This is a genomic window from Micromonospora sp. NPDC049201, from assembly GCF_055586805.1.
The window spans coordinates 1-14,553 of the sequence record NZ_JBVJHM010000007.1; the positions used below are offsets into that span (position 1 = coordinate 1).

The window sequence follows — 14,553 nt, forward strand, 5'->3', positions numbered from 1 at the left end:
GCCTCAAGCGCTACATCGTCCGCGAGGTCCACACCGCCCTCCTCGCTGACTTCACCACCCTCAACACCCCTTGACTTCTATAGGAGCATCCCCCGGCCCCCGCCACCCCGCTCCTCGTTGATCAAGGAGTTTGCGTCTGTCCCGGTGCCCCGGCAGACGCAAACTCCTTGATCAACGCTCAGGCCGCGGGGGCCGGGTGGGGGTGGGGTGGGTGGGGTGGGTGGGGTGGTGGTGCTCGATCGGCGGGCAGACGGGGAGCGGCCCGCCCGGTGCGGAGCACTGGGCGGGCCGCTCCTGTCATGCTGCGGTCAGCAGCGGGTGGGGGAGAGGGTGAAGTCCTCGACGGTGGGCGTGGTGGAGTTGATCTTCGTCGGGCGGGTCTGGGGCTTCCAGCCGTCCTTGGCGACGATCAGCGTGAGCGGGTTGTTGCGCCGGTCCATCCAGTAGGCGTACCGGCCGTCGGCGTCGGTGGTGAACGTGTAGGAGCTCGCCCAGGAGTCGACCTGCACGGTCGCGCCCGGCAGCGGGGCGGTGGCGCCCTGGCAGCTCTTGCCGGAGACCGTGCCGGACAGCTTGCCCCAGGTGGTCGGCGGCTGCGCGACCATGGTGACCGCCACCGGCGCCACCGTGTACGGGGTGTTCTCCTTGATCATGATGGACGCCGAGTACGTGCCCGGCTGGTCCACGTTCGCGGTCATGCCGACCGTGACCGTGACCGTCGCGCCAGGTGCCAGCGTGACCTTCGACTTGTCGACGGTCAGCCAGCTCACGTCGGCCGCCACCTCGGCGCACTCGGAGAAGCCGGGCAGGACCTCGCTGTCCTTGGTGGCCGTGAAGCCGCCCGACGAGCCGCCGACCTTGTAGAACCCGCAGGCCGCGCCGCCCCGGTAGCGGGGTGCGTTGGCGTTGGGCAGGTTGGCCCAGGAACTGGTCGCCGGGTCGTACGCGAAACCGGCGTTGGTGATGGCGCCGCCCTGCGACCCGCCGACGACCAGCAACTTGCCGTTCGCCACCGCGTACGAGGCGGCCCAGTTGTCGGCCGGCGCGTCGGCGATCGCGGTCCAGGCGTTGGCGCCCGGGTCGAACGCGTAGCCGGCCTTCTGCGAGTTCGTGCCGTCGTTGCCGCCGGTGCAGTAGACGGTGCCGTCGATCCCGCCGCAGGACAGGAACGCCACCGACTTCGGGTAGGCGGGCAGCGTCTCCCAGGTGTTGGCGCCCGGGTCGTACCGGACGACCGAGTTGGACATCGGCAGGCAGCTCGCCGTGGTGCAGCCACCGATCGCGTACAGCTTGCCGCCCGCGACGGCCTGGCCGGCGGCCGACCGGGGCGCCGGGTTGCCCGCCTTCGCGGTCCAGGTGTTCGCCGCCGGGTCGTACGACCAGGTGGCGCCGTCCGGGCCGGAGGCGCCCCAGCCGCCGGTGGCGACGATCTTGCCGTCGATCACGCCGACCGTCATGGCGGTACGGGCGCCGGGCAGGTCGGCGATGGCGGTCCAGGTCTGCGCGATCGGGTCGTACCGGTAGTTCTTCGCGCTGGACGTGGTGCCGTCGCCGCCACCGATGGAGTAGACCTTGCCGTCGACGGTGACGACCCGGTTGTCCATCACGTTCGCCGGGTAGCCCGGGATGGCGGTCCACGGGTCGGCCTGGGGACCGGCCGACGCGACCGACGTCGAGGACTTGCCGGACGAGCGGGCCGCGAACGACGTCGCCGCGGTCAACCGCTGCGCCGGCGCACCGGTCGAGCCGAGCAGCGCCTGCTCGGAGAGCCGGGACCCGTCGGCGCGTTGCAGCACGAACCCGCCGTCACGCTCGGAGAACTCGACGTCGACCGGCGCGCCGCCGGTGTTGGTGACGGTGAACGTCTTGCTGACCTTGCCGCTGGGCATCCGGGCCGTCCCGGTCAGCGACGTCGGCTGCACCGAGAGCCGGCCGGCGGCCAGTTGGAACGTGGCCGTGGTGGCCCAGTCCGTCTCGACCGTGACCTGCTTGGTCTGGCTCACGTAGTTGCCGGCGCTGGCGGTGAACGGGTGCGTGCCGGTCAGCGACGAGAACATCCAGTAGAAGCCGTCGGGCAGCTCGGTGTCGTCCGGGGTGGCGACCGTGGTGGCCTTCTCCGCCGGGCGGTCCTTGCTGGTCACCGTGGCGCCGTTGACGTAGCTGTTGTCGTTCTTGTCGCGCACGTGGCCGAGCACCAGGCCGCCGTCGACCGGCTTGCAGACCAGCTTGCTGCCGATCAGCACGTTGTCGACCTCCCACCACCACTCCCAACTGGCGTCGTAGTAGTGGAAGCGGACCCGCACCTGCGACTGGTTCGCCGCCTGCGGGATCGGCACCTCGGTCACCTTGCCGCGTACGTCGGCCGCCTGCCGGAGCACGTTGCTCCAGGTGGTGCCGCCGTCGAGGCTCAGGTCGACGTCCGCGCGGTCACTGTTCAGCCAGTTGTAGTCCTGGTTGAACCGGATCACCGGCGTGCTCACCCCGGTCAGGTCGACCACCGGGCTGACCAGCGAGGTGTCCTGCCTCCCGCCGTTGCCGTAGTTGTCGCTGTCGATGATGGCGAAACGGCCGCTGCCGCCGGTCAGGTTGCCGCGCTCACCGGCGTCGGTGAACTCCCAGACCTGGCCGGAGCCGGCGTTGTCCACCACCGACCAGCCGTCCGGCACGCCGGTGCCGTCGAACGTCTCGTACTCGCCGTCCGAGCTGACCGTGTAGCCGGGGGCGGTGGCGCACTTCTCCGGGTCCGCAGGCACCGCGACGTTCGCGGTCAGGTTGCCGGTGCCGACCGTGACCTCCTTGGTGACCGTCAGGTAGCCGGCGTACTGCGGCTCGATCGTGAGCCGGTAGGTCGACCCGGCCGGCACCTTCAGGCTGTAGCGACCGGTGGCCGGCGTGGTGTAGTCCGAGATCGGCGTGCCCGCCACGCTCACCTTCGCGTAGAGCGGCCAGCCGTGCCCCGACCCGTCGGTGACCTGCCCGCTGACCGTGACGCTCGGCACCGCGGTGAGCACCACGTCGAGCGTGGTGGTCGTGTTCTTGGTGACGGTCGCGGTCAGCGTGCGGCTCGCGTACCCGAACGCGGAGACCACCACCTGGTAGTCGCCGGCGGGCAGCAGCGAGGAGTAGGTGCCGTCGGCGCCGGTGGTCAGCGTCCGGTCCGCCGCGCCGGTCAGGGTGACCGTCGCGCCGGCGACCGCGGCGCCGGCCGCGTCGGTGACCTTGCCGGCCAGCGTGCCGTTGTCGCCGATCGGGGCGGCGGCGAGCAGCGCGAGCGCGTCCAGGCGACCCTCGCCGTAGACGTTGTTGTCGCCCGCGGTGCCGCCGCACTGCGTGTCGGCCTTGTCGACCGCCGCGCCGTCGAGCAGCGCGCGCGTCGCGGCGACGTCACCGACGAGCGTGGGCGCCGCGGACCAGAGCAGCGCGATCGCGCCGGCCAGGTGCGGCGCCGCCATCGAGGTGCCGCTGATGCTGGCGTACGAGTTGTCCGGCACGCTGGAGCGGACGTTGACGCCGGGGGCGGAGATGTTCGGCTTGATCTCGCCGTTCTGTCCGGTGCCCCGGGACGAGAAACTGGCGATGTTGTTGTTGATGTCGTACGCGCCGGCCGAGTAGTTGCTGGCCAGGCTGCCCGGCGACCCGCTGGTCTGGCAGGCCGGGCCGTTGTTGCCGTTGGACCAGACACCGAAGATGCCGGACGCGGTCCACGCGTCGGTGACGTCCTCCATGAACGGCTCGTTGGACGGCTGCGTGGTGCCCCACGAGTTGTTGATGATGTTGGGCCGCTTGCTGGCGTCCGGGTTCTCGCCGGCCAGGTCGGTGGGCTCCAGCATCCACTGGCCGGAGGAGATCAGCGCGGCGTCGGTCGGGCAGCACCCGTTCGCGGCGATCCACTTGACCTCGGGGGCGACGCCGATCTGGTTGGCGCCGTCCGAGCCGGCCATGGTGCCCATGGTGTGGGTGCCGTGCCCGTCGGAGTCGCAGGGCCCGTCGTCGCACTCGCCGGCCGCGTCGTACCAGTTGTAGTTGTGGTCGAACGTGCCGTCGCCGTTGTTGCCCCGGTACGCGTTCACCAGCGCCGGGTGGTCGAACTGGACACCGCTGTCGATGCTGGCCACGGTGATGCCGGCGCCCTTGACGCCGTACTGGGACCAGACGTCGTCGGCGTTGATGTTGGCGATGCCCCACTCCAGGGCGTTCGTCGACTTCTGGTCGGTGCCCGGGGTGGTCTCCGGCAGCTTGTACTCCACCGGCGCGTAGATGCCGTCCACCTCGGTGTGGGCGGCGAAGTTCTGCGCCATGGTCAGCGACCCGCCGGTCACCTTGATGGCGTTGGTGACCCAGAACGTCTGGTACTTCGTGCCCGAGCGGTCCAGCTCGGCGCGGATCTTCGCCTGGCTCTCGGCGGCGGTCTTCTTGAGGGCCGCGGCGACCGCCGCGCCCCGCTGGTTCCAGTCCTTGACCGCGCCGGCCTTGCCCAGGTCGGCCTGGTCGCCGAAGTGGATCCAGAAGTCGCCCTCGCTCTTGCCCTGGAGCTGCCGGGTCAGTTCGGGACGGATCTTGTCGCCGGCCGACGCGCCGGCGCCGGTCTGCGCCTGCGCCTGCGCCGGGGCGCCGGTGGCGGCCAGCGCGGTCGCGGCGAGCAGCAGGGCGGTGCCCGCGCTCACCAGCCGCCCGGCCAGTCCCGTTCGGTGTGGACGTCTCAGCATCGGTGCTGCCTCCTCCGATGACCCGCGCTTGATCGAGCCACGACAGAAGGGCCAGGAGACTGCGCTCCCGACTGGTCACACCGGTTTGAGAAACCCCCCAGGCCCCCTGGGCGCCGTGCGGGTCTACGCCGGCCACCCGAGTGGACACTATGATCGACACCAACGGGCGATCAATGACCGTACGTAAGCAACTTGTCACCAACAGGTCCCCGACTCGGTGACCCGGTTGACAGTCACTGTCACGGTGGGGGGCGGCGTGACGACGGACGACCCGGACGCGACGTCCCCCGGCACCGACCCGGCGGGGCACCACTTCTCGCTTGTCATCGGCGTGACACCGTCGCCCGCCGAACGGCTCCGGCTCACCGAGCTGCTGGGCGGCGTGGCACCGCTGCTGCTGGTCGCCGACCTGGACGAGCTGCGCGAGGTGATCGCTCCCGAGGAGGATGGTAGGCGGCGGCCGGCGTCCACGCATCCGGAGGCGGCGGGGGACCCCCGGCCCGACGGCGCGCTGGTGATCGACGTGGCCCGGTCCACCGCCCGCTGGGCCGGCCGGGAGGTCGCCCTGACCCGGCTGGAGCGCGACCTGCTGGCCTGCCTGACCACCGAGCCGGTACGCGTGTGGAGCTACCCGGAGCTGCGCCACGCGGTCTGGCACGACGCGCCGACCCAGCGCCGCGCCGACGTGCAGTCCTTGGTCAAGCGGTTGCGCCGTAAGCTCGGCGAGCTGGGCACCGGCGTCACCATCGTCGCGGTCCGCGGCGTCGGGCTGCGGCTCACCGACCACCGTGGTCCCCGGGTGCGGGGCGAATGACGCGACTCGTCCACACAGGATTCCATTTGGCGAGAAAGGGCAGTATCGGGACATGGCACGCTGGCGTTGGCTCCTGGCGGACCAGCTCGGTCCCCACTTCCTCGACGACGACGCGCAACGCGTCCTGCTGGTGGAGAGCCGAACCCTGTTCGCCGCCCGCCCGATGCACCGGCAGAAGGCGCACCTGATCCTGTCGGCGCTGCGGCACCGGGCCGCCGAACTCGGCGACCGGGCCCGGCTGGTGCGCGCCGACACGTTCCGGACGGCCCTCACCGACCTGGGTGAACCGGCCGAGGTGGTGCACCCGTCGTCGCGGGCGGCGCTCGCGTTCGCGCGTACCGTCGACGGGTTGGCCGTGCTGCCGCCGCGCGGCTTCGTGACCGACCGCGCCGACTTCGCGGCCTGGGCCGACCGGCGGCGGGGCCGGCTCCGGATGGCCGACTTCTACCGGTACGCGCGGGACCGGCACGACGTGCTGCCGGACCTGCCCGCCCCGGCCGGTCGGTCCCGTCGCCGGCCGCCGACCGACGTGCCGCCACCGCCGCCGATCGTCGAGGACGACATCGACGCGGCGGTGCGCCGGGACCTCGACCGTTGGCAGACCGAGGGGATCCGCTTCGTCGGTCGGGACGCCCCGCGCCGCTACCCGGCCACGCACGCCGAGGCGCAGGCCCGGCTCGCGCACTTCCTCGACCACCGGCTGTCCGCGTACGCCGACAGCGAGGGCGTGCTCAGCGACGCCGACGGCCTGCTCGCGCACAGCGTGCTGTCGTCCTCGTTCAACCTCGGCCTGCTCGACCCGGAACCGGCGATCCGCGCCGCCGAGCGCGCCGGCCGCGCCGGGACCGCGCCGCCGGCGGCGGTGCACCGCTTCGTGCGCGGCCTGTTCGGCTGGCGGGAGTTCCTGTGGCAGCTCTACTGGTACTTCGATCCGCGCTTCCGGGGCGCCGACTGGCTCGCCGCCACCCGGCCGTTGCCGGAGTGGTTCGACCGGCTCGACGCGGACGCGGTGGAGGCCCGCTGCCTGGCCGACGTGCTGGCCGGCGTCCGGGACACCGGCTGGGCGCACCAGACCGCGCGGCTGACCGTGCTCGCCAACTACGGCCTGCAACGCGGCTGGCGCGCCGCCGAGCTGGCCGACTGGTTCCGGCGCAGCTTCGTCGACGGCACCGACTGGGTCATGAACGCCACCGTCATCGGCATGAGCCAGTACGCCGACCTGGCCCGCATCGACACCAAACCGTGGGCGTTCGACGGCGGTCACCTGAACCGGATCGGCGACCACTGCGGCGGCTGCCGGTACGTGCCGAAGCAGGTGCTCGGCGACGACGCGTGCCCGTACACCGGTGGGTTCGAGGCGTTCCTGCACCGCAACCGGGAACGGCTCGCCGGTGACCCGCGGCTCGCCGCCGACCTGGCCGCGCGCACCGACCCGCAGCGGCGCGACGCGGTGCTGGCCCAGGAGGAGAAGCGCGGCGACGAGGCCCCCTGAGTCGTCAGGCCGGCGCCCCGTCGAGCGCCGCCAGGAAGTCGGCCACCAGGTCGGCGGTGTCCTCGATGCCGGTGGAGACGCGGACCAGGCCGTCGGCGATCCCGGCGGCGGCGAGCTGCTCGGGGTCCACGATGCCGGCCCACATCGAACGCGGGTGCACCACCAGCGTGCTGACGCTGCCGAGGCTGGCCGCCCGCTTGGCCAGCCGCAGCCCGGCCAGCAGCGCCGCCGCACCGGCCCGCCCGGCGGCCAGCTCGACGCCGAGCACGCCGCCGAAGCCGGTCATCTGCCGGCGGGCCAGCGCGTGCTGCGGATGCGAGGGCAGCCCCGGGTAGCGGACCCGGGCCACCGCCGGGTGACCCGCCAACGCCTCGGCCAGCGCGAGCGCGTTGGCGTTGTGCCGCTGCACCCGCAGCGGCAGCGTCCGCAGGCCGCGTAGCAGCAGCCAGGCGTCGACCGGGCCGAGCGTGGCGCCGGTGACGATCGCCGTCCGCCACACCCGCTCGACCAGGTCCGCGCCGCCGACCACCACCCCGGCGGACACGTCGGAGTGCCCGCCGAGGAACTTCGTGGCGCTGTGCCAGACCAGGTCCGCGCCGGCGGCCAGCGGGCGCTGGTTGACCGGCGTGGCGAACGTGTTGTCCACCACCACCAGCGCGTCGGCCGCGTGCGCGGACGTCACCACGGCGGCCAGGTCGGTCAGCTCCAGCAGCGGGTTGCTCGGCGTCTCCACCAGCACCAACCGCGTCTCCGGCCGCAGCGCCCGGGTGAACGCGTCCGCGTCGGTCTGGTCCACCTGGGTGTACCCGACGCCGAAACGGGGCAGCAGCCCGGTGGCCAGTGAGGTGGTGCCGCCGTAGGTGCTGCGTTGCACCACCACGTGGTCGCCGGCGGCGAGCAGGGCCAGCGCGACAGTGCTGATCGCGCCCATGCCGGACGCGGTGACCAGCCCGGTCTCCGCGCCCTCCAGCTCGGCCACCACGGCGGCCACCTGCGCGTGGTTCGGGTTGCCGTAGCGGGTGTAGAACGCGCTGCCCCGCGCCTCGGTGGCGATCTCGGTGAACCGCTCGTCGGACTCGGCGCTGAACGTGGCGCTCTGCACGATCGGCGGCGCGACCGCCCCGCCGGGAACCAGGCCGTCGTCGCCGTGCACCGCGGCGGTGCCGAAGCCGGTCATCCGCGCGCCACCCGGTCCACCAGCGCCCGGTAGCTGCCCAGCGCGGTGAACTCCGGCAGCGTCAGGTCGCTGCCGTGGCGCTGCCGGAGCAGGGTGACCAGCCGCAGCGCGCGCAGCGAGTCGCCACCGGCGGCCAGGAAGCCGGTCGCCGGGTCACGCGGCGCGGTGCCGAGCACCTCCTGCCAGGCCACCGACACCCGGTCGGCCCACTCCTGCCGGGCGTCGTCGCCGGGCGCCGGCGTGCCCCCGGCCACCGGGGGCAGCGGCGCGTCCGGATCGGCGGCCAGCAGCCGGCGGAAGCCGTCGGCCAGCGCGTCCACCCGGTCGGCCGGGACGTGCCGGTGGTCGTACTGCACCATCAGCCCGAGCCGCCCGTCGGCCAGCTCGGCGTCGACGGCGAGACTGAACGCCACGTCCACGGTGACGCCCCGGCTGTCCACGACGCGACTGCCGCCGTCGACCGGACGCGACGGGAAGTGCGTCCAGTTGAAGAAGTGATCGAAGCGCGGCCCCGCGCCGCCGGCCCGGACGATCTCGGCGAGCGGGAAGCGGTGGTGCCCCATCAGGTCCCGTTCGGCCCGCCACGCCTCGGCGGCCAACTCGGCCACCGACCGGGAGCCCAGCGCCAGGCGCACCGGCAGCGTGTTGAGGAACAGGCCGAGCGTGGCGGCGCTGCCCTCACCCTCCGGCCGGCCGCCGACCACCAGGCCGCTGACCACGTCGTCCCGCCCGGCCAGCTCGCCGATCAGGCGCAGGTGCACGGCGAACAGCCAGGACTTGACCGGCACCCCGGCCGTCCGGGCGACCTCGGCGACCCGCTCGGTGGTGCCGGCCCGCAGCGGCACCCGCTGGGTGGTGGTGGTCCGCGGCTGCGCGCCGCCGAGCAGCAGCGGTGGCGCGGCGCCGGCGCCGTCCAACCAGAACCGTCGGGTCGCCGCGTCGGCCAGGGCCGCCCGCTCGGCGGCCACGTACTCCCGGAACGGCAGCCCTGGATCGGCGGCGGCGGTCACCCCGGCCCGCTCCCCGTCGTACGCGTCGAGCAGGTCGGCCAGGAACAGGTGCAGGCTCCAGCCGTCCAGGACGCTGTGGTGCTCGGCGACCAGCAGCGTGAACCCGTCGGCGTCGGTGCGGACCGCGTGCAGCCGCAGCAACGGCGGCCGGGCCCAGTCGAACGGGCGACGGCGCTCCTCGGCGACCAGCGCGTCGATCCGGGCCTGCCGGGCCGGCGCGTCCACCCCGGTCAGGTCCGTCACCGGCAGCTCCACCGGCACCCGCGCGTGCACGAGCTGCAACGGCTCGGCGTACGTGCCGAGCGCGAAGCCGGTCCGCAGCACCGGGTGGGCGTCCACCAGCGTGGCCAGCGCCCGGCGCAGCGCCGCCACGTCCAGCGGCCCGGCGACCCGGTGCGCGGTGACGTTGTGGTAGACGGCCGGGTCGCCGGTCAGCTCACCGTGGTAGACCATGCCGAGCTGGAGCGCGGTCATCGGGTACGCGTCGGCCAGCCCGTCCGGCAGCCGGTCCCGGTCGGCGGCGGTGACAAGCGAGAACCGGCCGTCGTGGGCGGCCGGCTCGGGCGCCACGCCGTCCAGTGTGATCCGGCCGTGCGTGACCAGGTCCCGGATCGTCTGGTGCGTGAAGATGTCGTTGAGCTGGAACGACAGCCCGCGCTTCTGCGCCGCCACCTGCATCTGGATGCTGCGGATGGAGTCGCCGCCGAGCGCGAAGAAGCTGTCCGTGACGCCGAACGACGCCACCCCGAGCACCTCGCGCCACGCCTCGACCAGGATCTCCTCGGCCCGGTTGGCAGGTGTCGCCGCCGGGTCGCCGGCCGGCCGGTCCAGCCGGGGCGCGGGCAGCGCGGCCCGGTCCAGCTTGCCGTTGCGGGTCAACGGCAGCTCGTCGAGGACCACCACCGCGGCCGGCACCAGGTGCGCCGGGAGCCGCTCCGCGAGCCACTCCCGAGGCGGCGCGACGCGCCCCGCGGCGGGCGCGGCGTCCACCACCGCGCCCCCGGCGGCGGCGTACCCGGGGCGGACCGCGTGCAGCGTGTGCCGGTCGGTGCCGGTCAGCAGGTCGTCCTGGCGGGTGACCACGGTGAAGCCCCGCGCCTCCAGCAACGCCACCAGCCCGGCCAGCCGGCCGGCGGTCGCCGTGCCCGGCGCGTCGTGCACCTCCATGGCGACCTGCGCGACAAGCGGCCAGTGCCGGTCGTCCAGGCCGGCCAGCACGTCCGCCTCGGCCCGCTGCACGTCGATCTTCAACAGGTCGATCCGGGTCGGCGCCAGCTCGTCCAGCACCGCCGACAGCGGCCGGACCGGCACGGTCAGCTCCCGGCCGGCGAAACGCTCGGCGAGCAGCTCGTCCGCGCGGTCGAGCAGCAGGTCCCGCTCGCCCGCTCCGGCGTCCCGCTCGTTGGCCAGGTACCGCTTGATCACCCCGATCTCGGCGTCCGGGTCGGCGTACGCGGCGTGGCCGGACATCATCGAGTAGCCCGGGTAGTAGGTGAACGAGACCTCGCCGGCCGCCCGCGACAGCCCGTACGCGTGCACGGTGGCCGGCACGCCGAACCCGTCGACGTTGCGGCGCAGGACCTCGGCCACGGCCGGCACCGGCTCGAACGCGTGGATCGTCGCGTCCGGGCAGACCTGGTGCACGAAGAGCGAGAACATGCCGATGTTCGCGCCCACGTCGAGCACCGTCGCGCCGGGCCGCAGCACGATCCCGTCCCGCAGGTAGACCCGCTGCACGAAGATCTCGTCGTACAGGTAGCGGGTCTCGTGCGGGTTGACGCCGGCCACCCGGTCGAGGTCGAGCGCGACGCCGGCCCGCGGCCGGACGTAGGCGACCAACCGGTCGCCGTACCCGTCGTCGTCGCGGGCGACCACCGCGGCGTCGGCCACCTCCGGGTGGCCGCGCAGCACGGCGGCCACCTCGCCCGGCTCCACCCGGAAACCGTGGATCTTCACCTGGTCGTCGAGCCGGCCCAGGTAGCGCAGCCGCCGCTCGGCGTCGAAGCGCACCCGGTCGCCGGTGCGGTAGACCCGCTCGACGCCGCCGTCGGGCAGCGGCAGCTCCACGAACCGGCGGGCGGTCGCCGCCGCGTCACCGAGGTAGCCGTCGGCGAGCTGCGGACCGGCGACGCACAGCTCCCCGGCCACCCCCGGCGGCACCGGACGCAGCCGCTCGTCCAGCACCCGCACCGCGACGCCGGGCAGCGGCCGGCCGATCGTCGGCGGGTCCCCGGCGCGGATCTCCGCCGCCGTGGTGTCCACCGTGCACTCGGTCGGGCCGTACAGGTTGACCGCGTGGACGTCCGGCCGCGTCGCCACCGCGTGCCACAGGTCCTCCGGCACCGGCTCGCCACCGACCAGCAGCAGGCCGGGCAGCCGGGAGTCGCCCGCGCCGGCGAGCAGGATACGGAGCTGGGAAGGGGTCAGATCGAGCACGTCCACCCGCTGCCCGGCCAGCGTGGCGGCGAGCGCGGCGCCGTCGCGGCGCACGTCGTCCGGCACCAGGAAGAGGGCGCGGCCGTGGGCGAGCTGCACGAGCTGCTTCACCGAGGCGTCGAACGTCAGCGGCGCGTTGACCGCCACCCGCAGGCCCGGCGCGCGGTCCGCGTACACGGTGGACTCCAGCGCGCCGGTCAGGTGCGCGGCGGCGGCGTGCGACACCCGGACCGGCCGGGGCGTGCCGGTGGAGCCGGAGGTGAAGATGACGTACGCCGGATCGGCCGGGGCCGGCGCGGTCGCGGGCGGCGGTCCGCCGGCCGCGACCAGCTCGGCCACCGACACGGTCGCCGGGCCCCGGTCGCCGACCACGCACTCCGCGCCGACCGCCGCGAGCTGCGCGGCCAGGCGTGGCGGCGGGGCGTCCGGGTCGAGCGGCACGAACACCGCGCCGGCCCGCAGCACGCCGAGGAACGTCACCACGGTCTCCCGGGACCGGACGGCCAGCACGCCCACCGGCCGGCCGGCCAGACCGCGGGCGGCCAGCGCCGCGGCCACCCGCGCGGCCCGCGCGTCCAGCTCCCCGGCCGGGTACGCGCCGTCGGCCGCCACCACCGCCGGGGCGCCGGCGGCCATCCCGGCCAGGCCCGCGTCGAGCAGGTCGACGAGGGTACGCGTCGGCGCGGCTCCCGCCGTGCCGCCGGCCCCGGCCAGCCAGCCGGCCTCCCCGGCGCCGAGCACGGCCAGCGGGGCGTCCCCGGCCAGCGCGGCCGGCAGGCTGCGCAGCACGGCCACCAGCGAGTCGAGCAGCCACTGCCCGCCGGTCACCCGCAGAACGACCTCCTCGTCCCCGGGAAGCACGGTGAGTCGCGGCCCGGCGGGCGGGGGCGGGACCGGCACCTCCACCGCTGTCGCGCCGAGCGCGGCGACGCCGGCCGGCGCGACGGTCGGCTCGACCGCGAAGCCGGCCACCGCGCCGGTGCTCTCGTCGACCGGGTCGACCAGGTGGAACGTCTCGTCGGCGGTGATCGCGGCGGCGCGTACGGCGGCCAGCAGCCCGGCCGGGTCGGCCGGCAGCGGCAACGCCAGCCGCAGCGGCCCGTAGCCGCCCAGCGGGCCGACCACGCCGCCGGTGCCCTCGGCCTGCCGGCCGTCGTGCCAGCGGGCCAGCACCAGGTCTGTCTCCTCGGCCCCGTCCGGCGCCTCGGCCCGGCGGGCCACCGCGAGCGCCCACGCGGCGAGCAGCAGCGTCCCGACGTCGCCGTCGGCGGCGCGGGCGGTCGCGGCCAGCTCGGCGGCCGGCAACGCGGTGGTGACCGTCGCGCCCGGATCGTCGCCGTGTGGCTCGACCAGCCGCGCGGCCGGTGCGCCCGGCGCGGGCGGGGACGCCTGGTCGCGCTCCTCGACCTGCCACTCGGTGACGTCGAGGAACTGCAACGCCTCCGGGTCGGCCGGCGGCAGCTCGCCGGCGTACGCGTGGGCCAGGTCGGCGAGGAGCAGGCGCAGGCTGGCCGGGTCGGCGATCAGCGGGGTGGCGGCCAGCTCCAACGCGTCGTCGGTGAGCGTGACCGACAGCTCGCCCTGCGCGCCGACCGGGACCGTCCGGTCGTCGTCCACGTCCTGCAACGGCACCCGCAGCCCGGGGTGGTGCACCAGCGTCAGCCGCAGCGCCTCGTGCCGGGCCACCACCTCGTCGACGGCGGCCTGCAACCGGGCCCGGTCGAGCGGCCGGTCGAGCCGGACCCGGGCCCGCACCAGATCCTGCTTGCCGGACCAGGCCAGTCGCTGGACCGGGGACAGACGGTATCCGTTCACCACACACTCCGGTTGACGTAGAGGTCGGACATGGCGACCAGGATCTGCCGGTCGCCGGTGAAGGGTTCCCGGCCGTGGGTGGCCAGGAAGTTGTCCACCACCAGCACGTCGCCGCGCCGCCACGGCACGGACAGGGCGTGCTGCCGGTACAGCTCACGGATGCCGGTGACCACCTCGTCGGGGATCGGCTCGCCGTCGCCGTGGTACGCGTTGCGCGGCAGCCCGTCCGGGCCGTACTCGCGTCTCAGCGCGTCGGCCACCTCGGGCGGCATGTTCGACACGTGGAACAGGTGGGCGTGGTTGAACCACACCGTCTCCCCGGTCCGCGGATGGGTGGCCGTCGCCTGCCGTCGCGCCACGGTCCGCAGGCCGTCGTCGCCCAGCCAGGTGAACTCCGTCGCCGACGCGGCGCAGTACGCCTCCACCTCCGCCCGGTCGGTGGTCTGGAACGCCTCCTGCCAGGGCAGGTCCAGGTGCGGGCCGTAGTTGCGCACGTAGCGCACGCCGTCGCGGTCGAACCGCTCCCGCACCTCGGCCGGGATCAGCGGGGTGATCACCCGTTCGGCGGCCAGCGGGGTCGCGCCGCCGTCCCCGGTGGCCGGCTGCGCGCAGTGGAAGAACAGGTGCGTCGGCCAGTTGTGCGAGTACGACATCTCGTGGTGCAGCGGGATCCACTGGGCCGCGTTGAACTCGGTGGAGGTGAACACCCGGTCGGCCACCTCGTGCCGGGGCGCGGCCCGCTCCAGGTAGCCGAGCAGCTCCGGGCCGACCTCCCGGGCGGCCCGGCCGAAGTCGTCGGCGCTGCGCACGTCGAAGCCGCGGAAGAACACCGCCGCGTGCCGGTCCAGGTCGGCCAGCAGCTCGGCCCGCCGCCCGGCGAGCCAGCCGGCCAGGTCGAGGTCGGGCACGGCGGCCTCGACCAGCAGCACGAAGCCGTCCGGGCCGAGCGTGCGCCGGGTCACCGGCGCGGTGACACCGCCGCTCCCGCGCCGCCGCGGTCCCGGGGCGCTCACGCGGCACCACCCTTCGTTCGCGACTGCGGGGCTCGCAGGACCGGCTCACTCCTCGCGCTCACGCGGCACCACCTTTCGTTCGCGACTGCG

The 14,553-nt window shown here is 74.5% G+C and carries 6 protein-coding genes; 2 read left to right on the forward strand and 4 right to left on the reverse strand.

All coding sequences use genetic code 11. From position 1 onward, the window contains the following. Positions 1-308: 308 nt before the first annotated feature. On the reverse strand, positions 309-4,706 hold the full coding sequence (locus ACZ6O5_RS16200; protein ID WP_465977898.1) for a S8 family serine peptidase: 4,398 nt from the start codon (positions 4,704-4,706) through the stop codon (positions 309-311). 256 nt (positions 4,707-4,962) lie between these two features. Between ACZ6O5_RS16200 and ACZ6O5_RS16205 the strand changes: the two genes are divergently transcribed. Beyond that, the gene (locus tag ACZ6O5_RS16205) at positions 4,963-5,520 is read left to right on the forward strand and encodes a winged helix-turn-helix domain-containing protein (protein WP_465977900.1); all 558 of its coding nucleotides are present in this window, start codon (positions 4,963-4,965) and stop codon (positions 5,518-5,520) included. A 52-nt stretch (positions 5,521-5,572) separates the two neighbouring features. Then, on the forward strand, positions 5,573-7,012 hold the full coding sequence (locus ACZ6O5_RS16210) for a cryptochrome/photolyase family protein (RefSeq protein ID WP_465977902.1): 1,440 nt from the start codon (positions 5,573-5,575) through the stop codon (positions 7,010-7,012). A gap of 4 nt (positions 7,013-7,016) precedes the next feature. Here the strand turns inward: ACZ6O5_RS16210 and ACZ6O5_RS16215 are convergent, their stop codons facing one another. The 3 genes from ACZ6O5_RS16215 to ACZ6O5_RS16225 are packed head-to-tail and all read right to left on the reverse strand — an operon-like array spanning position 7,017 to position 14,463. Next, the gene (locus ACZ6O5_RS16215) at positions 7,017-8,189 is read right to left on the reverse strand and encodes a trans-sulfuration enzyme family protein (RefSeq protein WP_465977904.1); all 1,173 of its coding nucleotides are present in this window, start codon (positions 8,187-8,189) and stop codon (positions 7,017-7,019) included. Further along, positions 8,186-13,450: an amino acid adenylation domain-containing protein gene (locus ACZ6O5_RS16220; protein WP_465977906.1), complete on the reverse strand. Its 5,265-nt coding sequence runs from the start codon at positions 13,448-13,450 to the stop codon at positions 8,186-8,188. The genes ACZ6O5_RS16215 and ACZ6O5_RS16220 overlap by 4 nt, the downstream gene beginning before the upstream one ends. After that, entirely contained in the window at positions 13,447-14,463 is a 1,017-nt protein-coding gene (locus tag ACZ6O5_RS16225) for a TauD/TfdA family dioxygenase (RefSeq protein ID WP_465977908.1), read from the reverse strand. Before ACZ6O5_RS16225 ends, ACZ6O5_RS16220 begins: the two co-directional genes overlap by 4 nt. Between the last annotated feature and the right edge of the window lie 90 nt (positions 14,464-14,553).

Excerpts from the sequence above, each read along its gene's own strand:
- ACZ6O5_RS16210 (WP_465977902.1), top strand. The coding sequence starts at position 5,573 with ATGGCACGCTGGCGTTGGCTCCTGGCGGACCAGCTCGGTCCCCACTTC.
- ACZ6O5_RS16200 (WP_465977898.1), bottom strand. The coding sequence starts at position 4,706 with ATGCTGAGACGTCCACACCGAACGGGACTGGCCGGGCGGCTGGTGAGC.
- ACZ6O5_RS16215 (WP_465977904.1), bottom strand. The coding sequence starts at position 8,189 with ATGACCGGCTTCGGCACCGCCGCGGTGCACGGCGACGACGGCCTGGTT.